Genomic DNA, 21,850 nt, shown 5'->3' with positions numbered 1-21,850 from the left:
CTTTGACTTGCAGGGAGTGATCTCTGGAAGTTTTTTTATTGATCAGGATTCAGTGTGTAGTACATCCAGCCCATCATAACTATTCCCGCGGTCAGATTGCCTAGCGTAACGGGGATTAAGTTTCTGACTGCTCCCATCAGTGTCACTGTATCAGGGTGCTCAATCAAAAGCGAGATGGCGAATGTGCACATATTGGCAATGCTGTGTTCAAAGCCGGAAATAAAGAAGCAGAAAACGAAAAGCATCATGGTAAAAAGCTTTGCTCCTTCCCCTTTGAGAGACATTGGAATGAAAAAGGCGAGGCACACAAGCCAATTGCACAGCATTCCTCTGAAAAACAATTCGGAAGCCGGCGGCTCCATTTTGTGCTCTGCCAAATGAATCAAAAAGGAATGAACAGAAGGCTCCTCAAAAAGTCCCGTCGCGCTGATCAGGATGGCAAACAGAATGGCGCCGATTAAATTGCCGGCATAGCTTGACATCCACAAGTACAGGGTGTCGCGCCAGCTGAGTTTTTTCCGGAGCGCGGTATAGGTGAAATAAAAGGTGTTGCCGGTAAATAAATCTCCGCCTCCGTAAGCAATCATCAGAATAGCGGCCCCGAAAGTGACAGCAGCTGCCGGAAAGGCAAACGGAGAATCAGCCATAAAGAAATAGCTGCCTGTTTTACTTGCGGCTGTAATGCCAAAACCAATAAACATACTGGCCAAAATGGACCGAAGCACATAACGGATTTTGCTTGAAGCGAATATGTTTTGTTTTTTCAAAGCATACTGTTCAACCTTTTGCAATGCTTGAGTTTCCATTGTCTTTTCCTGCTTTCTTTCATGATTGAGCATAGTATAGCACGATATTGTGAAGTGTTTCACAAATAATTTTTACGAATTTTTGTCTACATGTTTTATCAAACTATTTAACTAAAAAAATAGTTGACGAAAACGCTGTCATGATTTATGATGAAAGCGTATTCTTAATCTGAATAAGCGGGATTGTGACTGGTAAAGCAGGCAAGACCTAAAATTTGCGTAAATGAAAAAGGATCGCTGTGTCCTTTATTCGTTGGCGAATTTTAGGTCTTTTTTGTTTAAATAAAAGGGGGAGAAATAGATGGATTACAAAGAGACTGCAAAACGCCTCATTGAGCTTCTCGGAGGGAAAGAAAATATTATCAGCGCGGCTCATTGTGCAACAAGACTGCGTTTAGTGATGAAAGATGAATCAAAGATAGATCAAGCACAAGTAGAAGAGCTTGATGGCGTTAAAGGGGCTTTCAGCAGCTCTGGCCAGTACCAGATCATTTTCGGAACAGGCCTTGTGAATAAAGTATTCGATGCCTTTTCTAAAGAAGCTGATATCGAGCGTGAAGAACACGTCAATCATCAGGATGCGGCAAAAGAAAAGCTGAATCCCGCTGCGAGATTTGCGAAAACGCTTTCTAATATTTTTGTCCCAATTATCCCGGCTATTGTGGCCAGCGGCCTGTTAATGGGATTGCTGGGTATGATCAATGCGTTTCATTGGATGAGCAAGGATTCTGCAGTTTTTCAGCTGCTTGATATGTTTTCAAGTGCAGCATTCATTTTCTTGCCGATTCTAATCGGAGTAAGCGCTTCAAAGGAGTTTGGCAGCAATCCATACTTGGGAGCGGTCATCGGGGGAATCATGATTCATCCAAACCTTTTGAATCCATGGGGTTTGGCTGAAGCGACACCTGATTATATGCATCTTTTCGGATTTGATATCGCGCTTCTAGGCTATCAGGGAACTGTCATCCCTGTTCTGCTGGCGGTTTATGTAATGAGCAAGGTAGAGAAATGGACAAGAAAAGTGGTTCCGCATGCGGTAGACTTGCTTGTTACACCTTTTGTTACTGTAATTGTCACCGGGTTTGTTGCTTTTATCGCGATTGGCCCTCTGGGCAGAGCGCTTGGCTCCGGCATTACGGTTGCTTTAACTTATGTGTATGACCATGCCGGTTTTGTGGCAGGTTTGATTTTCGGGGGCACGTATTCACTCATCGTGCTGACAGGCGTTCATCACAGCTTCCATGCGATTGAGGCTGGGCTTATTGCAGATATAGGCAAAAACTACTTGCTGCCGATCTGGTCAATGGCGAATGTCGCACAGGGTGGGGCCGGCCTTGCCGTCTTCTTTATGGCCAAAAAAGCAAAGACAAAAGAAATCGCGCTTCCGGCAGCATTTTCCGCTTTTCTCGGCATTACTGAGCCCGTCATATTCGGAGTCAATCTTCGCTACCGAAAACCGTTTATCGCTGCGATGATCGGAGGCGCATTGGGTGGGGCATATGTCGTCTTTACACATGTAGCTGCAAACGCTTACGGGTTAACGGGAATTCCGATGATCGCCATTGCGGCTCCGTTTGGCTTTAGCAACTTGATTCACTATCTGATTGGCATGGCGATTGCGGCAGTGTCAGCGTTCATTGCAGCATTTGTCATGAAGATTAATGAGGATGAGGAGAGGAAAAAATGACAGCACATGATCAGGAGCTTCGTCGCCGGGCTTATGAAGAGGTGGAGAAAAAAGAGCCTATCGCTGACAGCGATCCGCATCGCCAGCATTTTCACATCATGCCGCCGGTTGGGCTGCTGAATGACCCGAATGGCGTGATTTATTGGAAGGGCACCTATCATGTATTCTTTCAGTGGCAGCCTTTTCAGACGGGGCACGGCGCGAAATTTTGGGGGCATTATACGACACAGGATGTTGTGAATTGGAAGCGGGAAGAGATTGCGCTGGCTCCGAGTGATTGGTTTGATAAAAACGGCTGCTACTCGGGCAGCGCTGTCACGAAAGACGATCGGCTCTATCTGTTTTACACAGGAAATGTCAGGGATCAGGATGGAAATCGGGAAACGTATCAATGCCTTGCTGTTTCTGACGACGGGCTGTCCTTTGAGAAAAAGGGTGTTGTCGCCCGCCTTCCGGAAGGATATACGGCGCATTTTCGCGATCCGAAGGTATGGGAGCATGAAGGCACATGGTATATGGTGATTGGTGCGCAAACAGAGAATTTGAAAGGGCAGGCTGTATTGTTTGCTTCTGATAACCTGAGTGAGTGGAGATTTCTTGGCCCGATAACCGGCGCGGGCTTCAACGGGCTGGACGATTTTGGATACATGTGGGAATGCCCTGATTTGTTTTCCCTTCAAGGATCGGACGTGCTGATTGTTTCGCCTCAAGGGCTTGAGGCTGACGGTTTCCGTTATCAGAACGTATATCAATCAGGTTATTTTGTCGGCCGTCTCGATTATAGCAAGCCTGAACTGAAGCATGGTGAATTTACGGAGCTTGATCAAGGTTTTGATTTTTACGCGCCGCAAACACTTGAAGACGATCAGGGAAGGCGGATTTTGTTTGCATGGATGGCGGTGCCTGATCAGGATGAAGGGTCCCATCCGACCATTGACTGCCACTGGATTCACTGCATGACGCTGCCGAGACAGCTGACGCTTTCAGGCCAGAAGCTGATTCAGCAGCCGCTGCCTGAGCTAAAAGCCATGCGCAGAAATGAGAAAAAAATACACATCAACATGCATGGATCATCTGGTGCGCTTCCGGTGGAAAAACCTGAAAGAACTGAGATTCTGCTGGAAGACATTCATACGGAGTCTGGCTTTTCAATCAGTATCCGCGGAACGGCTACGTTTTCCTTCCATAAAGACGAGGGGATTGTTACGCTGGAACGAAAGAGCTTTGACGGAAAAAGAACAGAAGCGAGACATTGCCGCATCAAGGATTTGCATACCGTACACATGTTTCTCGACGCGTCATCTATGGAAATCTTTATAAATAACGGAGAAGAGGTCTTTAGTGCAAGATATTTTCCTTTCCCGGGAAATCATGAAGTAACAGCCAGTGCGACCGGGAAATCTGAAATGAATGTCGGAATTTGGACACTTATGTAGAAAATCCTTCTATTTTCTTATGTGAAATCTGAGCCATCTGTGCTATTCTTCAACGATAACCTACTATTTTTTTCTGTAAAAGGAGTTGTTTTCTTGAATATACATGAACAGAAGATAACACCGGAATGTTTGGAAAAGGCTGCTAACCAAGTTGAAGATAAGCGGGAAGAATATAAGGATGTGCTGCTTCAGCTGAAAAAAATGCTTGGCGGAACAACGCCGCACAGTGAAACGGCGGAAATTCTCACGCGGGCATATGAACAAATGAAGGAATATGCACTTTTTGTTCAGTCGATAGAAACATTTTTGAGGAAATCTGCAAACAATTTAAAAATCAAATAAACAGGCTGCCGATGGGATCGGCAGTTTTTTCTGTGAAAAGTCTTCGGTGATTTAAAAAGGGCTGCCTCTCTGTAAGGCAGCCCCTTTTTTTATGATTGTTGATTCAGGCGCAGTGCAGAATGCTTCGTAGGACCAACATACTGGTTTAGCGGGAAGGATTCTTTAATGGCCGCTGTGATGAATTCTTTCGCTGCGTAAATGGCTTCTTTGACTTCCGCACCTTTGGCAAGCTCCGCTGTCACGGCTGCTGAGAATGTACAGCCTGCGCCATGTGTATAAGGCGTATCGATCATATCGCTTTCAAGGACTTCCGCTGTTTCTCCGTCATAGAGAACATCAACGGCTTTCTCGTGTTTGAGTTTGCCTCCGCCTGTAATGACGACATATTGAGCGCCGAGTGCGTGAATTTTTTTCGCGGCTTCGATCATATCGTCAACTGTTTTTAGTTCATCCATGCCGCTGAGCTGGCTGGCTTCAAACAAGTTTGGCGTAATGACAGTGGCTAGCGGAGCCAATTGCTCACGCAGGGCTTGGGCGTGCTCCGGATAAAGGACTTCATTAGCACCTTTGCAAACCATAACCGGGTCAATTACCACATTTTTTAATTGTTTTTCTTTGATCGTTTTTGCCGCAAGCTCGATAATATCAACGGTTGGCAGCATTCCTGTTTTCATGGCGTCAACACCGATGCCGTCCGTAATTGTTGCAAGCTGGGCGCGGATTGTATCAGTATCAATCGGGAATACCTGATGGTCCCAGCTGTTGTTTGGGTCCATCGCAACGATCACCGTTAAGGCGGTCATCCCGTATACGTTTTTTTCTTGAAATGTTTTTAAATCAGCTTGAATCCCAGCACCGCCGCTGGAATCTGAGCCGGCAATGGTGAGTGCTTTATGCATAGACATGTCTTGAACCTCCATCATGTTTTGTCTTTCATTATAGTTAGATTTTCTCTGTATCACAATATAGAAGATCTATAGGAATCATTTGACAATCTCAACGGGCTTTCGTAAAATGCTACATAAGAAAACTAGGTAGGGGTTTTGAGATGTTAAATCGTGAGCTGGTTAAGGGAAGCACGGTTATATTGATATTGACGCTTCTGAACGAGCGGCCGATGTACGGCTATGAGCTTGTAAAAGAAATGGGAAGCCGCAGCGGAAATGAACTGCAGATGAAAGAAGGGACCTTGTATCCTTCTCTTCACAAGCTTGAACGCCAAGGGTATATTTCTTCCTACTGGGAGAAGCAGGAGAAAGGACCGGACCGCAAATATTACCGGATTACAGACGAAGGCAAAGAAGTGCTGGCGGAACGCACGAAGGAATGGAGCGTATTTTCAGCCATGATGGACCGAATACTGAAGTGGAGCGGACAAAATGGATAAAGAAACATATGTATCCAAAATCAAAAGCGGGCTTAAAGGGCTTCCTGAAGACGAGGCAATGATAGAAGAGATTGAGAGCCATATTGAACATCATCTGTTTTGCTCTTTTCAGGAAGGAAAGAGTGAGGAGGAAGCTATGCAGACTTTATTGCAGGCGTTTGGAACACCAACTGACATTGTTTCTTCGTTTAAGAAAATACAGCCAGTAACGTTCCGTGCGTTTTTGATGTTTCATCTTTTCTGTAACAGTGCCCTATTCGCTGTCGGCATTGCGATTACAATAATGCATGTATGGCTTGAATCACCGTTTGTTCAAGCAGTATGGAAAGGCATTTCTGTTTCTGTTTGGCTGATCTTAGCTGCATATATGATCTACTGGGTGCTGATTGGGTATCAAGGGGTGAAGGAGTTTGGAAAACGCGGAGAAAAGCTTGTTCTACATACGATTCTGATCTCAATGGTGCCAAACGTCATTTTTATGCTTGTTTTTCTATTCAATGTAATTCCTGCTGCGCTGTTTCAATCCTTGTTGACACCTTGGTTTGTTGGAACTTGTGCTTTTGCAACGCTGTTATTTCCGTTATTTGGCCGAATGGGCTGTTATATTGGCAGGCGTCAGCTTGCCTGATTTTTTAGGTATATACATAGAAATTCTATGTAAAGGGGGTGTATGTCGTGAGGATTAGCTCTTGTTTATATGGTTTTGTAGCTCATGGAGCAGTATTTTTGTTTACTGGCGGCTGCATGCTCTTGGCTATGGCAGCCAGCTTGCCTTTTGTTTTTCTGCTTGATTGGCTGCCTGATGTCGTCTTTACAGCAGGTGCCATTCTTACGCTGTTATGTTCATATGCTTATGTCTGGTTTTGGGCGGTCCGATTTGCATATAACCAGAAAATGCGCCTGTTTGAGGTTCAATTGGGGTCCTTTGTGGTGCTGGCCCTCATGATATCTTTGTTTTTATTGGATGGATCTAGTATGAAAGACATCATGATGAATTGGGACGATACAGGCTGTGCTTTTGTTCCGCCGGCTTTTACATTTTTGTGTCTTTCTTATGCACTGGTGCTGCTGCCGGTCTATCAATCTAAGCTGTGGCGTCTTATCCTTCCGAATGGCGTCCGCCTGAAAGATCTCTTACATGTCTTTGGAGATCTGATGCTGATCATGGTGCTTCTGATCGGAGCCACTTTGCTGTTTCTATCATTGTAGTATGCCGTTTCAGTAGGATATTCCCACTGATCTCCTGTTCAATATATGTTTTAATAGTACATGACTATGAAAATGAGAAGGAGAGCATCATGAAGATTTCTATCGTAATTGTGACCCATAATCGGATTCCGGCTTTGTGTGAGCTTTTGGAGTCGATTTCCCGCCAGACCTTGAAGCCGTATGAAATTATTATTGTGAATGATGCCGGGGAATCGGTCGTGCCGGTCAAAGCACTGTATCCGGAGCTGCCGATTGCTGTCATCAATTTAGAAAAGAACTCGGGGCATGTGGCTGCGAGAAATGCCGGTGTAAAAGAGGCGTCTGGGGATTGCATTATGCTGTGTGATGACGATGATTTCTTTACGCCAGGGCATATCGAGAAAATGGCAAAGGAAATAGAAACGGCAGACTTCGTTCATTCTGATGCGGAAATAGTTTCGTTTGAAGAGAAAAACGGAACAAGGTATCCAGTGTCACGGAAATTGTTTGCTTATACCGCTGACTATGAGGATATGAGAGTGTTTTCTACATACGTGCCGTCGGGCAGCATGTACAGACGTTTTCTGCATGATGAAATCGGGTATTTCGATGCTGATGTGCACAATTACTGGGATTGGGATTTTTATTTACGTGTGGCCAAGGATTACCGGGTGAAGCGTGTCCCTTGCGCCAGTGTGATTTATGCCTTCAGTGACGCGGGAGACAATCAGTCTGCGGACCTTGGCGCCAAGCGGAAGCAATATTTGGATCGTTTAAGTGAAAAGCACGGACTCGGGGAGCTGCCGACGAAAAACTTTGCCGTCCTGCTTGAAGAGCCTGAGATGAAGAGGCGGGAAGCAAAAAGTGAAATGGTTTGGGATGGCGAGCCTGTCTATTCCAGACTTCATCGTTCGTAAGGGGGCCTGAATCTTGAAACAGCTTTTACAAGACAGCTGGTGGAATCAGCTAAAGGAAGAGTTTGAGAAACCGTATTATCAAGAGCTCAGAGAAATGCTGAAGCGGGAATACGCGGAGCAAACGATTTATCCGGACAGCCGGGATATTTTCAATGCGCTGCATTATACCTCATACGATGATGTCAAGGTCGTCATTCTCGGCCAAGATCCGTATCACGGGCCGGGACAGGCTCAAGGTTTAAGCTTCTCTGTCAAGCCCGGTGTAAAGCAGCCGCCTTCGTTAAAAAATATTTTTCTTGAGCTGCAGCAGGACATCGGGTGCAGCATCCCGAATCACGGGTCGCTTGTGAGCTGGGCAAAGCAAGGCGTTCTTTTGCTGAATACTGTGCTGACAGTAAGGCGCGGACAGGCGAATTCCCATAAGGGAAAAGGCTGGGAGCGACTGACGGACCGAATTATTGACGTGCTGAGTGAAAGAGAGCGGCCGGTTATCTTTATTTTGTGGGGACGGCATGCTCAAATGAAAAAAGAACGGATCGACACGTCCAAGCATTTTATCATTGAATCGACGCATCCCAGCCCGTTTTCGGCGAGAAACGGATTTTTCGGGAGCAGACCGTTTTCCCGGGCGAATGCCTATTTGGAGAAAATGGGAGAGGCGCCGATTGATTGGTGTATTAAGGATTTGTAAAAAGCGCAGGTGATCTGCGCTTTTTTATTTGAGTATTTTTCGAATCATTCGCAGCCCGTTTTTGGAGGAAGGATAACGAAATGCGAAGTCGAAGCGGTTCGTTTGCTTGACGACGCTTTTTTTGTGCGTAAATGTGTTAAAACTGTCAAACCCGTGATAGCTGCCGATGCCGCTTTCCCCAACGCCGCCGAATGGCAAATACGGCGTCGCCACATGCATTAACGTATCATTGACACAGCCCCCGCCAAACGACAGATTTCCTAAAACAGCGCGCTCAGTTTCTTTGTTTGTGGTGAAGAGATACAGGGCGAGCGGCTTTGGGCGCGATTGGACTTTCTCAATGACTTTCCCGATATCGCGGTATGTAAAGAGCGGAAGAATCGGCCCGAAAATCTCCTCCTGCATCACTGGAGAGTCATCTCTCACTTGTTCGAGAATGGTCGGCGCAATTTTGTGATGATTGGGATCAGATTGTCCGCCTGTGAGTGGGATGCCGTCATTCAGAAAGCTGAGCAGCCGCTGATAGTGGCGCTCACTGACGATTTTGCCGTACTGTGGATTCCGTTCCGGCTGAGGGCCGTAAAATTCTCTGATCGCACGCTTCATTTCTTCTGCCAGCTTCGTTTTGATGTCCTCGTGGACAAATAAATAATCCGGTGCGATGCAGGTTTGTCCCGCATTTGTAAATTTCCCGAAGACGATGCGTTTGGCGGCAAGCTGAATGTCAGCATCTTTATGGACGATGCAGGGGCTTTTGCCGCCGAGCTCCAAGGTTACGGGAATTAATTGTTTGGCGGCGGCCTCCATGACGATTTTTCCTACAGCTACACTGCCTGTAAAGAAAATGTAGTCAAAGGGCTGCTGTAATAATGCTGTGCTGACGTCGGGCCCGCCTTCTGCCATAGCAACATAATCGGTCGGAAAAACGCTGCTGATGAGTTTGGAAAGAATAGCAGAAACAGCCGGCGTATATTCTGATGGCTTGAGAACGACCGTGTTCCCCGCCGCAATGGCTCCAATCAACGGAGAAAGCGCCAGCTGTAAGGGATAATTCCAAGGCGCAATCACCAAAACGGTTCCATACGGCTCAGAAATGATGATGCTTTTGGAGCCTAGATGAGTCAGCGGCGTTTTGACTCGTTTCGGCTTGGACCATTTTCTCAGCCGTTTCATGACAAAGCTGATTTCCTCCAAGACGATTCCGATTTCTGTTGAGTATGCTTCTTGCTCGGATTTGTGGAGATCCTGGTAGAGAGCGGCTATGAGATCGGCTTCATGAGTTCTGACGGCTTGTTTCAGCTTTCGCAAAATGTTCAGTCTCGATTCAAGCGGTCTCGTATGTCCCGCCGCAAAATAGGCTTTATGCTTGCTGATGATAGAGGGGATGCTGTTCATTCCGTTTCTCCTTTTTGTAAGGTATGGTGATTTATTATGTGAAAAATCTCTTCTGCTTGTCAATCGCGCAAGGTTTGTCAGAAAAAATAACAAACTCATATCTGCGTTTACAGCAGGAATTTGATAAAATGCAGGAAGACAACATTTATTTTTTTGGAGGGTGCTTCATGAACATTCATATATCTGCATTAATTCAAAAGATGGAAGAGGAGCTGAAAAAAGCAAAAACAGCTGAACGGGATGAGGAGCTGAAGCGTTATGTAGCGGTTGTCCGTTCTCTGTGTGATGTCGTGCTTGATCAGCCGGAGAACGTGAGCGCGCCCCGCATACAGCCGAGCGTTACGCCAAGTCCTGCCGCGCCGCCATCGACAGACCAGCTGATGATGGAAAAAATGATGGGGAGCGCGGGATTAAACAAATATCGAAAGCAAGAAAAAGAGAAGCAGGAAGAGGATGGAAACGGAGAGTCTTTATTTGATTTTTAAAGAGAGAGGTTGAGCTTACGTGAAATTGATTCTTGGCGCGCTGCAATGGACAGCGTTTATTATTGCTGCGGCGATAGTTGTTCCGGTGGCGGTTGCCCAGTCGTTCCATTTGAATCACTCAGATTCTGCGAGATTGATTCAAAGCACTTTTTTTGTACTGGGGATTGCCGCCGTCATTCAGTGTTTGAAAGGCCACAGACTGCCGATCAATGAAAGCCCAGCCGGCTTGTGGTGGGGAGTGTATACGATCTACGCAGGGCTGACGGGAACTGTGTTTGCGACATATGGAGACACACTGCGGGGTTTGCAGGGAGCTCTTCTTGTAAGCGCTGTATGTTTCTTTTTGTTAAGTGTTTTCAAGGTCATTGACAGACTTGCAAAATTGTTTACTCCGGTTGTAACGGGCGTCTATTTATTGCTTCTTGTCATGCAGCTGAGTCAGCCCATTATAAAAGGAATTCTCGGAATCGGTTATCGACAGGACGGGGTGGACGGTCTTGTATTTGGCCTGGCGCTTGTTGTGATCGCTGCCGCCTTTATAATGACAAATTCGAACATCATGTTTTTTAAGCAATATTCTATTTTATTAGCCTTGTTCGGCGGATGGGTGCTGTTTGCGGCTGCCGGAGCGGCAAAGCCGATTGAAATGCCGGACCGGCTGTTTCAGCTGCCTTCCCTGTTTCCTTTTGGGACACCGTTATTTAACAGTGGCCTGATCATCACTTCTATTTTTATTACCATCTTGCTGATCGTGAATATGCTGGCGAGCATGAAGGTCGTGGACATCGCCGTGAAAAAATTCAGCAAACAGCCTGATGGAAAGCATCATGAACGCCATGCCGGTTTTGCCGCTTCATTCAGCCATCTGCTTAGCGGTTTGACGGGAGCTATTGCGCCTGTTCCGATTTCGGGAGCTGCAGGTTTTATTGAAACGACCAAAATGCCTTCTAAAAAACCGTTTATGCTCGGCAGTATTCTGGTTATCGTGATCAGCGTGATCCCGTTTTTTATGAATACGTTTGCGAGCCTGCCGTCACCCGTTGGATTTGCGGTGAATTTTGTTGTGTTCTCCGCAATGGGCGGTCTGGCCTTTGCCGAATTTGATTCATATGAGAAAGAAGAATCAAAAAGGGTGAGGTCTATCATCGGCATCTCGCTGCTGACAGGGGTCGGTATCATGTTTGTTCCTGAAACTGCGTTAAAGGGATTGCATCCGGTATTTATTTCTCTATTAAGCAACGGGCTCGTATTAGGGACGCTTGCTGCAATAGCAGCTGACCAGTTCCAGCTTTGGCGCAGGAGAAAATCCGACAATCTCGTGTCAACGGAGAACAAACATTGAATTTTGGAGCAGGTGCGATAAGATAAATGATATGAGTTTAACGAAAAGGCGGGAGAGATAGATGAAAGTTTTTATCATATTAGGGGCCATTAACGCCCTGCTTGCCGTGGGACTCGGAGCATTCGGCGCTCACGGATTAGAAGGGAAAATACCTGATAAATATCTTCAGGTTTGGCACACAGGCGTGCAGTATCATATTTATCACGCCCTTGGGCTTTTCGTTGTCGCGTTTCTGGCTGATAAATTATCCGGCATAGGCAGTGTCACGACAGCCGGCTGGCTGATGTTTGCGGGAATTGTTCTGTTTTCCGGAAGCTTATATATTCTAAGTGTGACGCAAATCTCCATTCTTGGAGCGATCACCCCGCTCGGCGGTGTGGCGTTTATTATTTCTTGGATTATGATCGTTGTCGCAGCCGTCAAATATCTATAAACAAAAAAGCCAATCCTCATCATATGAGTGATTGGCTTTTTTCTTATCTTGGCGAATAGGACGCCATGGAATATGGATACGTATAAGCAATTTCTTCATCAAATGTAATGTAATCGAGGTAGATTGTCAGGAGCAGATAGCGTGTTCCTGATTTCGGGTCGCTGATAATAATGTGATCCCGGCCCGCAGCTTCGATGACGCCGCGAAAAATCTTCGAGCCCCATTCCTTGCTGTTTTCAAATGTCATATAAATGGTGGCCGTTTTTCCCCGATTCAGGCGCAAAATATTCTCGATGTAAGATTCCTCAACAGGCAGCATGCCGGGAACGCTTTGGCCCGGTCCTGACGGTGTAGGCCCCGATGGAATTTGAAAACCGCCGCCCTGCTGCTGGCCCGGGAATCCAAATCCCTGCTGTCCTTGTTGTCCTTGCTGTCCCTGCTGCATTGGCATCATTGGCTGCATCCCCATTGGCTGCATTTGTGAGCCTTGGCCTTGCTGCGGGTACGGGTTGGCGCCAAACTGAGGCTGATACCCCTGCATATTATCAAATCCCTGCATTTGCTGATATTGATTTTTTTTCGGTTTCATATCGTTCCTCCTTTTTATGAAAACCATTCAAAACATGTTCTGGATGTATAGGTGAACGCTCCGCGATGACTCACCTCCGATGGAAAACGATCTTAGTCGCTGGTGCGATTTTTATCTCTTTCACCTTATGAGGCTGATGCTTGGATTATGCTGAAAAAGAACAGCGGACCGATCAGATTTCACTCTGGGCAGCCGCTGTTTTTCATAGACATACACAAACTTTTCGCATATTGGTTTGTATCCCTAGCGCAACTTGAGCGTAAGCAACATAAGATAACGATAGTTTCAGGTGTGAAGTTCCAAGAAGGAGGTGTAGGATTTGCCGAAAGTATCAGTCATTATGACGAGCTATAACAAAAGCGATTATGTGGCAAAGTCCATTTCTAGCATACTCTCACAAACGTTTTCAGATTTTGAATTGTTTATTATGGATGACAACTCCAATGAAGAGACGCTGAATGTAATCCGTCCTTTTTTGAATGATAACCGAGTGCGTTTTTATCAAAGCGATGTATCTGGAGTGAAGGAAAGAACAGAAAAAACGAGATACGCTGCACTGATCAATCAGGCGATTGAGATGGCGGAGGGTGAATATATCACCTATGCGACGGATGACAACATCTATATGCCGGACCGCCTCCTGAAAATGGTGCGGGAGCTCGATACCCATCCTGAGAAGGCTGTGATTTACTCAGCCTCCAAAACCTATCATTTAAACGAGAATCGCGACATTGTAAAAGAAACGGTCAGGCCTGCCGCTCAAGTGACATGGAACGCGCCGTGCGCAATTGATCATTGCTCGGTGATGCACAGGTATTCGGTGCTTGAGAAGGTAAAGGAGAAGTTTGGCTCCTATTGGGATGAAAGCCCGGCGTTTTACCGTATAGGAGATGCGCGGTTCTTTTGGAGAGTCAATCATTTTTATCCGTTTTACCCACTGGATGAGGAGCTGGACCTGAATTATATTACCGACCAATCGATTCACTTTCAGCTGTTTGAATCAGAAAAAAATGAATTTGTCAGGAACCTTCCTCCGCAGCGAAATTGCCGAGAACTGCGTGAATCATTAAAAAAGCTTGGAATGGGGTGAGAGCTTGTCGGCCTATTTAAGCAATTATTGGGTGCTGTACCGGAAGTACGTGGAGCTTTTTGACAAACTTCGCTACAAAGGGATTCCGCTTGGGCTTATCAGTAATTTTTATCAATACATCAGCCCTGAGCTGAGGGTGATGATGGAAGAAGAACCGGAATTATTCGGATCGGTGGATCAGCATATCGATGAGGGACAGATTCAGCCGTTTTTTGAAGAAAGAATCCAAAACATCGTTAAAACAAATGTCAAACCTGTTAAAGGGAAAGTCATTTTGCACTTTGATTACCTGCGTTTTTCAAACGAAAATTACTATCAATTTGATCCTGAAAAAACGGCTGTTTTGGCCAGATGGAGTTTGCCGCATTATTGTGATCTGCCTGTCATTAGCAAGCGGGAGATTGCGGATTCATGCCAAAAAGGCGATTCGAAGCAGTATCTCGAAACAGCCTGTTCGCTTCTCGCCCCATATGATGATCACCCGGCATTTGGTGATCAAGCGTTTCGCGACCGGCTTTTCAAAGATATTCCTTTATTTATAGAGGCCATTGATACAGTTGATGCGCTGTTTGAACAGGAAAAGATTTCAGCTGTTATTGTCGGAACGGCAGAAGACATTTACAGCAGGGTGCTCGCTCTCATGTGTCAAAGAAAAGGGGCCGTCAGCATTTGTCTTCAGCATGGCGCATTGATGGGAGATGAAGCCTTCATTCCTGTTTTTACAACCTATCAAGCTGTTTTTGGTGCGTATGAAGCAGAGTGGTTCATACGAAAAGGCTGTAAACCCGAGCAGATTCTCGTAACGGGACATCCCCGCTTCGATCAGATTTTTAACAGAACGCCTATGGATATGTCCATATTCTATCGAAAACTTGCTTTTCAGCCGACTAAAAAAATTGTGCTCATTGCCACTCAGCCCTTTTCAGAAGACTTTTATTCCGGTGTGCTGCAGGGGCTTTCTGATCAGAAGCAGCTGCAGATCATTATCAAACCCCACCCGTGGGAAATCGGAAAAAACAAGCTTGATCTGTATCACGAGGCGGCGAAAAAACATAAAGCATGCAGAGTCATCAAAAAGGAGCTGGAGCTTTATGATTTGCTGCCGTATGTTGATGCCGCAGTGACGCAAACCTCGACAGTCGGTCTTGAAGCCATGCTGTTTCAAAAGCCTGTGCTGATCGGAAAATCGTCCGGAAATCGCTCGTATCCGTATTATGAGTCTCTTGGCGATTTTATGTTTGACCAGCCGGATGAACTGGCGCAGACCTTGGTTGAGGTTCTTCGAAGTCCCGACGTGCATCAAAAAGCAGAAGAGGCGCGCCTGGCATTCATAGCGGCTAATTATCCGGTGGCAGAATCAACAAATGCTTTATTTGTGGAACTGAAAGCCAAAACAGGGGTTGATTACAGGCGGGAAGATACTGAATAAAATGATAGGAGCGCAAAGAAATGGTGCAAAAGAGAAATCATTTTCTCCCTTACTCATTGCCGTTAATCGGTAAGGAAGAAATTCAGGAGGTTACAGAAACGCTTGAATCGGGATGGCTCTCTAAAGGCCCGAAGGTTCAGCAGTTTGAAAAAGAGTTTGCCGCGTTTGTCGGGGCGAAGCACGCCGTGGCGGTGAATTCATGTACCGCAGCTTTATTTTTGGCTTTGAAAGCAAAAGGGATCGGGCCCGGGGACGAGGTCATTACCTCTCCGCTTACGTTCAGCTCGACTGCCAATACAATTATTCATACGGGAGCGACGCCTGTGTTTGCGGATATTGACGAAAACACGCTCAATATTGACCCGGTAAAGCTTGAGGCGGCCGTCACACCGCGAACGAAAGCAGTTGTGCCCGTCCACTTTGGCGGGCAGTCCTGCGATATGGATGCAATATTGGCTATTGCCCAAAATCATGGTTTATTCGTGCTGGAGGATGCGGCACATGCGGTATATACGACTTATAAGCAAAGAATGATCGGTTCTATCGGGGATGCAACGGCATTCAGCTTTTACGCCACCAAAAACCTCGCGACAGGGGAAGGCGGCATGCTGACGACTGATGATGAGGAGCTTGCCGATAAGATCCGGGTGCTAAGCCTTCACGGCATGAGTAAAGCCGCATGGAACCGTTATTCTTCAAATGGCAGCTGGTACTATGAAGTTGAATCGCCCGGCTATAAGATGAATATGTTTGATTTGCAGGCGGCCCTCGGACTTCATCAGCTGAAACGGCTGGATGATATGCAGAAACGGAGAGAAGAGATTGCCGGCCGCTATCAAACCGCTTTTCAGCAGATTCCTGGGCTGATCACGCCGTTTGTCCATGATGACGGCAGGCACGCCTGGCATCTATATGTTCTGCAAGTTGATGAAAAAAAGGCCGGGGTTACGCGCAGCGAAATGATTACGGCTTTAAAGGATGAATACAATATCGGCACTAGCGTTCATTTTATTCCAGTACACATTCATCCGTATTATCAAAAGCAATTTGGATATAAGGAAGCGGACTTTCCGAATGCCATGAATTACTATAAACGAACCCTTTCTCTCCCGCTCTATCCATCAATGTCTGACGACGATGTAGATGATGTCATTGAAGCTGTGCGGGATATCGTAAAAGGGGCTGATTAAGTGTATACGGTAAAAGAAAATGTCTCCAAAGAGTTGATTGAGGAATTTCTCCAAAGCAGAAAGCTTACACTGGGTGTTCCGTATCAATTTTCCCTCGGCCTTTTTGAAAACAGCAGGCTCCAAGGCGTATTGCTTTACGAAGATTCTTTGTGGGAAAGCAAGGTGCTTCAGAAGAAAGTCATGAACGTCAAACTTCTTGCAGCAAATAGTACCGGGCAGCTAAAGAGGCTGTTTGAAGCTTTTTATACTGTACGCCAAATGGATGAAACGGATTTTATCTTTGTCCGTGTTCCGGCTGAAGATATCGGAGCCGCGCATGTGATACAACAGCAGCCATCCTCTTACTTTGTCGGGAGTTTGCTGAAGCTGGCGATGCCTCCGTCTTTTTATGACAAAACACCGCCATTTTTTGAACTGGGCCCGCCTGAGCCCGGAGACACAGAAGCGATATGTGAGCTGGCCCGAGACTCGTTTACAAAAAGCAGATATTTTCAGGATCCTCATCTCAGCCGCGATGCAGCAAACAAAATATTTCAGGAGTGGACACGAAACAATCTGAATGGAAGGGCGGCGGTCAATATTGTCGCTAAACACAATGGCGAGGTCATCGGCTATCTTCAGGGCTTATCAAGAGATGATGAATGCATTCTCGATTTGATGGCTGTAAAGCCGGGATTTGAAGGGAAACGTATTGCGTTTCATTTATTGGCGAATCTCATAGAACAACCGGAGACCCAGAAGCATAGAACGGTAACAGCGGGGACGCAGCTTCACAATGTAAGGGCGATCCGCCTTTATGAACGAATGGGCTTCACCGCTGAACAATCGTATTACTATTATCATATTTGGCCGGGCAAGGAGGCGAAATAATGGCAGCGTTTCAGATCGCGAATAAAAATGTAGGCAAAGACGCTCCTGTTTTTATTATTGCTGAGGCGGGGATTAATCATGACGGGAAGCTTGATCAGGCTTTTGCGCTGATAGACGCCGCGGCGGAAGCGGGAGCGGATGCCGTGAAATTTCAAATGTTCCAAGCTGATAGGATGTACCAGAAAGATCCTGGTTTGTACAAGACGGCAGCGGGCAAGGACGTCTCTATTTTTTCTTTGGTTCAATCTATGGAAATGCCTGCTGAGTGGATTTTACCGCTATTGGATTACTGCCGCGAAAAGCAGGTGATCTTTTTAAGTACGGTATGTGACGAGGGGTCAGCTGATCTGCTTCAGTCTACCTCGCCGAGCGCTTTTAAAATCGCATCCTATGAAATTAACCATCTCCCGCTGCTCAAATATGTCGCCCGGCTGAACAGGCCGATGATTTTCTCGACAGCCGGAGCTGAAATCTCTGATGTTCACGAAGCTTGGCGCACCATTAGGGCAGAGGGAAACAATCAAATTGCCATAATGCATTGTGTGGCGAAATACCCTGCACCGCCGGAGTACAGCAACCTCAGCGTCATACCGATGCTTGCCGCCGCTTTTCCTGAGGCGGTAATCGGCTTCTCCGATCATAGCGAGCATCCGACAGAAGCGCCGTGTGCCGCGGTTCGGCTCGGAGCAAAACTGATAGAAAAGCATTTTACGATCGATAAAAATCTGCCGGGTGCCGACCACTCGTTTGCATTAAATCCGGATGAATTGAAAGAAATGGTCGATGGCATCAGGAAAACGGAAGCTGAGCTGAAACAGGGGATCACAAAGCCAGTCTCTGAAAAACTGCTTGGCAGTTCATACAAAACAACAACCGCCATCGAAGGAGAAATCAGAAATTTTGCATACAGAGGCATTTTTACAACAGCTCCGATCCAAAAAGGTGAAGCCTTTAGTGAAGACAATATCGCAGTGCTTCGGCCCGGACAAAAGCCGCAGGGGCTGCACCCGAGATTTTTTGAACTGCTGACCAGCGGTGTTCGGGCTGTAAGAGACATTCCGGCCGACACAGGCATTGTCTGGGATGACATTTTACTGAAGGACAGCCCGTTTCATGAATGATATTCTCTTTATCATTCAGGCAAGAATGGGTTCAACAAGGCTTCCGGGAAAAGTGCTTCGGCCGCTCGGATCGAATCGTTTACTTGATATTCTCGTTCACCGTGTCCGGCAAAGCGCGTTTTACCAAAAGGATCGGGATAATCTTGTCATCGCCACGTCTGACAAAGAAACTGACGACATATTAGAGGCGCACTGTATCAAACAAGGCTTTCGTGTTTTCCGCGGGAGCGAAGAATGTGTCCTCGATAGGTTTGTGAAGGTCATAGAAGCTGTTAAACCGTCAGTCATCATCCGGTTAACGGGTGATAATCCGTTTGTCGATCCAGAGCTGCTCGATGTAATGATTCAGGCGCATTTTGATCAAGGCTCGGATTATACGTATATCCTGAATGCCCCATTAGGGATTTGCGGCGAAGTGGTAAACGCCAACCTGTTAATTGACATCAGCCGTATTCAGGCTTTGGAGGATCAATATCAGGAGCATGTCACGTTATATATAAGGAATCATCCAGCTCTTTATCGTGTGCAGTTTTTAGAGGCGCCGGAACGATTTCGCGCCCCTCAATATCGGCTGACCATTGATACAAAGGAAGACTATGAATCGATAAAGGCTCTCTATCAAAAAGCAGGCGAGTGCCCCGATGTATCCGCCTCAGAGCTTATCACCCTTCTGAACCGGAACCCCGATGCGGCAATCGAACGAGAGGCTGAATAGCCATGCATGTTGGGATCTTCGCAGACGGCGGCTATGAAAAGGGAATGGGCCATGTTGTCCGGATGAAGAGACTTGCGGAGGGGCTCAAACAGCGATGCTTGATTACGTTTTATACGAATCAGGATTCTGAAGCGTTTCTTCATGAAGAGCATTGGCAGGTCATCGTAAAGCCGGAGCTGCAGCAGCACGAATTTATTCTCCGGGAAATAAAAAGCAAGAAGCTTGATTTGCTTTTGTTTGATATTCTAGGCGCGCCTGCAGAGCTGTTAAAGAAAATAAAGACGGAGACAGATGCGAAAATTGTTCTTTTTGAAGAGAAAAATGGTAAATCGATTCAATATAGTGACGCAGTCATTAACGGAATTTACGGTGACATCAGAAGCAGGGTGTACGTTCAGGGAAACACACGCATCTATGAAGGTCCGGACTATCTTATTCTTCACCCCACCTTTCAGGCCGCAAGAGAGGATTACACACTTAAGAAAGACTGCCGCAATATCCTTGTTGCATTAGGAGGAAGTGATCCGAAGCAGCTTATTTTTAAAGTGCTGGCTGCCGCTGATCAAGTCCCCGACATAAAAGACAAAAACATAATGTTTGTGATGGGGAGCGCTTCACCGCATCAAGAGGCAGTCCGAAGGCGGATCGAAAAGAAGCCGCAGTACAAGATGACCGAACAGACAAATGATATGGCAGGTTTGATGAAACAAGCGGACGCAGCCATTGTCGCCGGCGGCATCTCTCTATATGAAGCCATTTGCATCGGCGTGCCGTGCCTTGTTCTTTCTCAGGTTGAGCATCAAACGGCAACAGCCAAAACATTTGCTGACCAAGGCGCCGCTCTTGATCTTGGTTTGGGTGAGCTTGTACCGGATGAAACACTCATCTATCAGATGTCGCGCATTATGAGCAGCTATCCTCTTCGCCTTTCTTTGCACAAGGGAGGAAGGCCGCTCGTGGATGGCAAAGGCATCAAGCGGGTAACAGCTATTCTTCAAGATTTATATGAACAAGAGATATAAAAATGCATGTAAGGAAGTGTTAATGTGAAAGGTGTTATTTTAGCCGGAGGAAACGGCTCACGCCTTATGCCCTTAACGAAAGCCGTCAACAAGCATTTGCTTCCTGTAGGCCCGTATCCGATGATATACTGGTCGATTATGAAGCTGGAGGAAGCCGGAATAAAAGACATTTTACTCATCAGTCAAAAAGAGCATATGCCGCAATTTTATAAACTGCTTGGAAACGGGGAAGAGCTTGGCGTTACTATCACTTATCAAGTACAGCCGGCAGCATCGGGCATTTCGGATGGGCTGTCTTATGCAAAGCGCTTTACGAAAAAAGAGTCTTTCATTTTATTATTAGGTGATAATATTTTTGAAGATTCATTAAAGCCTTATACAGAACACTTTGAACAGCAGGGGAAAGGAGCAAAAGTGCTTCTGAAAGAAGTTGATGACCCGGAACGTTTCGGGATTGCTGAGATTGATGAGAAAAACAAGCGGATTCGTTCCATCATCGAAAAGCCCGAACAGCCACCGACCAACCTTTGTGTTACCGGCATTTATATGTATGATGCAGAGGTGTTTTCATATATTGAACAAATATCACCATCAAAGCGCGGCGAGCTGGAAATCACCGATGTGAATAATCTATACATCGAAAACAGCCAGCTTACGTATGATGTGTTATCAGGCTGGTGGGTAGATGCCGGAACTCACGAATCGCTTTATCTCGCTTCCCAGCTTGTACACCAGGATTTACGGAAAGGACAGGACGAAAAGTGATGGCAAAATCATATTTAATTACAGGCGGGGCCGGCTTCATCGGGCTCACGTTTACAAAGCTCATGCTGAGGGAAACGGATGCGCGCATTACCGTTTTAGATAAACTGACATACGCCAGCCACCCGGAGGAAATGGAAAAATTACAGCAAAACAGCCGTTTTCGCTTTGTAAAAGGGGACATCAGCGTTCAGGAGGATATCGACCGGGCGTTTGATGAGACCTACGATGGCGTCATTCACTTCGCAGCAGAATCGCATGTGGACAGAAGCATTTCCCAAGCAGAGCCGTTTATCACCACAAATGTCATTGGGACATACCGATTGGCGGAAGCGGTCTTGAAAGGAAAAGCCAAGAAGCTGATTCATATCTCAACAGATGAGGTATACGGGGATTTAAAAGCGGATGATCCCGCGTTTACAGAAACGACGCCGCTTTCTCCTAATAACCCATACTCAGCCAGCAAAGCAAGCTCTGATTTGCTCGTGTTGTCTTATGTGAAAACCCACAAGCTTCCGGCCATCATTACACGATGCAGCAACAATTACGGCCCTTATCAGCACAGCGAAAAAATGATTCCGACGATTATCCGTCATGCGAAGCAGGGCCTGCCTGTTCCGCTGTATGGCGATGGACTCCAGATCCGAGACTGGCTGTTTGCGGAGGATCATTGCCGCGCGATCAAGCTGATTTTAGAAAAGGGGACCGACGGAGAGGTGTATAACATCGGCGGCGGAAATGAACGCACGAATAAAGAGCTGGCGAGTGTCATTTTGAAGCATCTGGGCTGTGAGGAATTGTTCGCCCACGTGGAAGACCGAAAAGGGCATGACCGGCGCTATGCGATCAATGCATCAAAGCTGAAAAACGAACTGGGCTGGCGGCAGGAAGTGACGTTTGAAGAAGGCATTGCGCGTACGATTCAGTGGTATACAGACAATGACCGATGAGAA

24 protein-coding genes are annotated in these 21,850 nt (G+C 46.4%); 20 read left to right on the top strand and 4 right to left on the bottom strand.

Annotation, left to right across the window (positions count from 1 at the left end; translation table 11 throughout):
* Positions 1 to 35: 35 nt before the first annotated feature.
* Entirely contained in the window at positions 36 to 806 is a 771-nt protein-coding gene (locus tag NYE53_RS19250; protein WP_047183377.1) for a formate/nitrite transporter family protein, read from the bottom strand.
* Between the two features lie 301 nt (positions 807 to 1,107).
* Here NYE53_RS19250 and scrA point away from each other — a divergent pair, with 301 nt between their 5' ends.
* From scrA to NYE53_RS19235, 3 genes are all read left to right on the top strand, one after another.
* Positions 1,108 to 2,493, top strand: a complete 1,386-nt coding sequence (scrA, locus tag NYE53_RS19245) for a PTS system sucrose transporter subunit IIBC (protein ID WP_151869984.1) — start codon at positions 1,108 to 1,110, stop codon at positions 2,491 to 2,493.
* Positions 2,490 to 3,929 (top strand): sucrose-6-phosphate hydrolase, encoded by a 1,440-nt coding sequence (sacA, locus tag NYE53_RS19240; RefSeq protein ID WP_339246274.1) that lies wholly within the window; start codon positions 2,490 to 2,492, stop codon positions 3,927 to 3,929. The genes scrA and sacA overlap by 4 nt, the downstream gene beginning before the upstream one ends.
* A 93-nt stretch (positions 3,930 to 4,022) precedes the next feature.
* On the top strand, positions 4,023 to 4,271 hold the full coding sequence (locus NYE53_RS19235) for a hypothetical protein (RefSeq protein ID WP_003243437.1): 249 nt from the start codon (positions 4,023 to 4,025) through the stop codon (positions 4,269 to 4,271).
* Positions 4,272 to 4,360: 89 nt separating this feature from the next.
* Here NYE53_RS19235 and NYE53_RS19230 read toward each other — a convergent pair whose 3' ends face one another.
* The gene (locus NYE53_RS19230; RefSeq protein WP_339246272.1) at positions 4,361 to 5,176 is read right to left on the bottom strand and encodes a bifunctional hydroxymethylpyrimidine kinase/phosphomethylpyrimidine kinase; all 816 of its coding nucleotides are present in this window, start codon (positions 5,174 to 5,176) and stop codon (positions 4,361 to 4,363) included.
* 143 nt (positions 5,177 to 5,319) lie between these two features.
* Here NYE53_RS19230 and NYE53_RS19225 point away from each other — a divergent pair, with 143 nt between their 5' ends.
* The 5 genes from NYE53_RS19225 (at position 5,320) to NYE53_RS19205 (ending at position 8,454) form a co-directional block, all read left to right on the top strand.
* Positions 5,320 to 5,658: a PadR family transcriptional regulator gene (locus NYE53_RS19225; RefSeq protein ID WP_327828324.1), complete on the top strand. Its 339-nt coding sequence runs from the start codon at positions 5,320 to 5,322 to the stop codon at positions 5,656 to 5,658.
* Positions 5,651 to 6,286, top strand: a complete 636-nt coding sequence (locus tag NYE53_RS19220) for a permease prefix domain 1-containing protein (RefSeq protein ID WP_339246270.1) — start codon at positions 5,651 to 5,653, stop codon at positions 6,284 to 6,286. The genes NYE53_RS19225 and NYE53_RS19220 overlap by 8 nt, the downstream gene beginning before the upstream one ends.
* A gap of 47 nt (positions 6,287 to 6,333) precedes the next feature.
* Complete coding sequence (locus NYE53_RS19215) at positions 6,334 to 6,867, top strand: hypothetical protein (RefSeq protein ID WP_327828328.1); 534 nt, start codon at positions 6,334 to 6,336, stop codon at positions 6,865 to 6,867.
* Between the two features lie 89 nt (positions 6,868 to 6,956).
* Positions 6,957 to 7,763 carry a glycosyltransferase family 2 protein gene (locus NYE53_RS19210; protein WP_339246267.1) on the top strand — a complete coding sequence of 269 codons (807 nt, stop codon included), beginning with the start codon at positions 6,957 to 6,959 and terminating at the stop codon, positions 7,761 to 7,763.
* Positions 7,764 to 7,776: 13 nt separating this feature from the next.
* A complete protein-coding gene (locus tag NYE53_RS19205) occupies positions 7,777 to 8,454 on the top strand; it encodes a uracil-DNA glycosylase (RefSeq protein WP_003242965.1) in 678 nt (225 codons plus the stop codon).
* 24 nt (positions 8,455 to 8,478) lie between these two features.
* Here the strand turns inward: NYE53_RS19205 and NYE53_RS19200 are convergent, their stop codons facing one another.
* Entirely contained in the window at positions 8,479 to 9,849 is a 1,371-nt protein-coding gene (locus NYE53_RS19200) for an aldehyde dehydrogenase (protein WP_339246264.1), read from the bottom strand.
* 167 nt (positions 9,850 to 10,016) lie between these two features.
* Between NYE53_RS19200 and NYE53_RS19195 the strand changes: the two genes are divergently transcribed.
* From NYE53_RS19195 to NYE53_RS19185, 3 genes are all read left to right on the top strand, one after another.
* A complete protein-coding gene (locus NYE53_RS19195) occupies positions 10,017 to 10,334 on the top strand; it encodes a YwdI family protein (RefSeq protein WP_041351304.1) in 318 nt (105 codons plus the stop codon).
* A gap of 19 nt (positions 10,335 to 10,353) precedes the next feature.
* Entirely contained in the window at positions 10,354 to 11,676 is a 1,323-nt protein-coding gene (locus tag NYE53_RS19190) for a purine/pyrimidine permease (RefSeq protein ID WP_339246262.1), read from the top strand.
* A 61-nt stretch (positions 11,677 to 11,737) separates the two neighbouring features.
* Complete coding sequence (locus NYE53_RS19185) at positions 11,738 to 12,109, top strand: DUF423 domain-containing protein (RefSeq protein WP_339246260.1); 372 nt, start codon at positions 11,738 to 11,740, stop codon at positions 12,107 to 12,109.
* Between the two features lie 43 nt (positions 12,110 to 12,152).
* On the opposite strand, the gene gerQ is transcribed toward NYE53_RS19185, so the two are convergent.
* On the bottom strand, positions 12,153 to 12,698 hold the full coding sequence (gerQ, locus tag NYE53_RS19180; protein WP_251187412.1) for a spore coat protein GerQ: 546 nt from the start codon (positions 12,696 to 12,698) through the stop codon (positions 12,153 to 12,155).
* A gap of 319 nt (positions 12,699 to 13,017) precedes the next feature.
* On the opposite strand from gerQ, the gene spsA reads away from it, so the two are divergent.
* The 9 genes from spsA to rfbB are packed head-to-tail and all read left to right on the top strand — an operon-like array spanning position 13,018 to position 21,847.
* Complete coding sequence (spsA, locus tag NYE53_RS19175) at positions 13,018 to 13,788, top strand: spore coat dTDP-glycosyltransferase SpsA (protein ID WP_029946239.1); 771 nt, start codon at positions 13,018 to 13,020, stop codon at positions 13,786 to 13,788.
* A gap of 4 nt (positions 13,789 to 13,792) precedes the next feature.
* Entirely contained in the window at positions 13,793 to 15,217 is a 1,425-nt protein-coding gene (locus tag NYE53_RS19170; protein ID WP_339246258.1) for a CDP-glycerol glycerophosphotransferase family protein, read from the top strand.
* 20 nt (positions 15,218 to 15,237) lie between these two features.
* Entirely contained in the window at positions 15,238 to 16,407 is a 1,170-nt protein-coding gene (locus NYE53_RS19165) for a DegT/DnrJ/EryC1/StrS family aminotransferase (RefSeq protein ID WP_048654797.1), read from the top strand.
* A complete protein-coding gene (locus tag NYE53_RS19160; protein ID WP_339246256.1) occupies positions 16,408 to 17,277 on the top strand; it encodes a GNAT family N-acetyltransferase in 870 nt (289 codons plus the stop codon).
* Positions 17,277 to 18,398 carry an N-acetylneuraminate synthase family protein gene (locus NYE53_RS19155; RefSeq protein ID WP_339246254.1) on the top strand — a complete coding sequence of 374 codons (1,122 nt, stop codon included), beginning with the start codon at positions 17,277 to 17,279 and terminating at the stop codon, positions 18,396 to 18,398. The genes NYE53_RS19160 and NYE53_RS19155 overlap by 1 nt, the downstream gene beginning before the upstream one ends.
* Positions 18,391 to 19,113, top strand: a complete 723-nt coding sequence (locus NYE53_RS19150; protein WP_339246252.1) for a spore coat protein — start codon at positions 18,391 to 18,393, stop codon at positions 19,111 to 19,113. The genes NYE53_RS19155 and NYE53_RS19150 overlap by 8 nt, the downstream gene beginning before the upstream one ends.
* Before the next feature lie 2 nt (positions 19,114 to 19,115).
* Complete coding sequence (locus NYE53_RS19145) at positions 19,116 to 20,135, top strand: PseG/SpsG family protein (RefSeq protein WP_339246250.1); 1,020 nt, start codon at positions 19,116 to 19,118, stop codon at positions 20,133 to 20,135.
* A gap of 24 nt (positions 20,136 to 20,159) precedes the next feature.
* Complete coding sequence (locus tag NYE53_RS19140; RefSeq protein ID WP_339246249.1) at positions 20,160 to 20,900, top strand: sugar phosphate nucleotidyltransferase; 741 nt, start codon at positions 20,160 to 20,162, stop codon at positions 20,898 to 20,900.
* Positions 20,900 to 21,847 carry a dTDP-glucose 4,6-dehydratase gene (gene rfbB, locus NYE53_RS19135; RefSeq protein WP_339246247.1) on the top strand — a complete coding sequence of 316 codons (948 nt, stop codon included), beginning with the start codon at positions 20,900 to 20,902 and terminating at the stop codon, positions 21,845 to 21,847. Before NYE53_RS19140 ends, rfbB begins: the two co-directional genes overlap by 1 nt.
* Positions 21,848 to 21,850 lie beyond the last annotated feature (3 nt).

It is taken from the genome of Bacillus sp. FSL R5-0523, from assembly GCF_037975295.1.
In the GTDB taxonomy this organism is placed as follows: domain Bacteria; phylum Bacillota; class Bacilli; order Bacillales; family Bacillaceae; genus Bacillus; species Bacillus subtilis.
The sequence above is the reverse complement of the archived record's forward strand: the minus strand, read 5'-3'. Positions and strand labels throughout refer to the sequence as shown.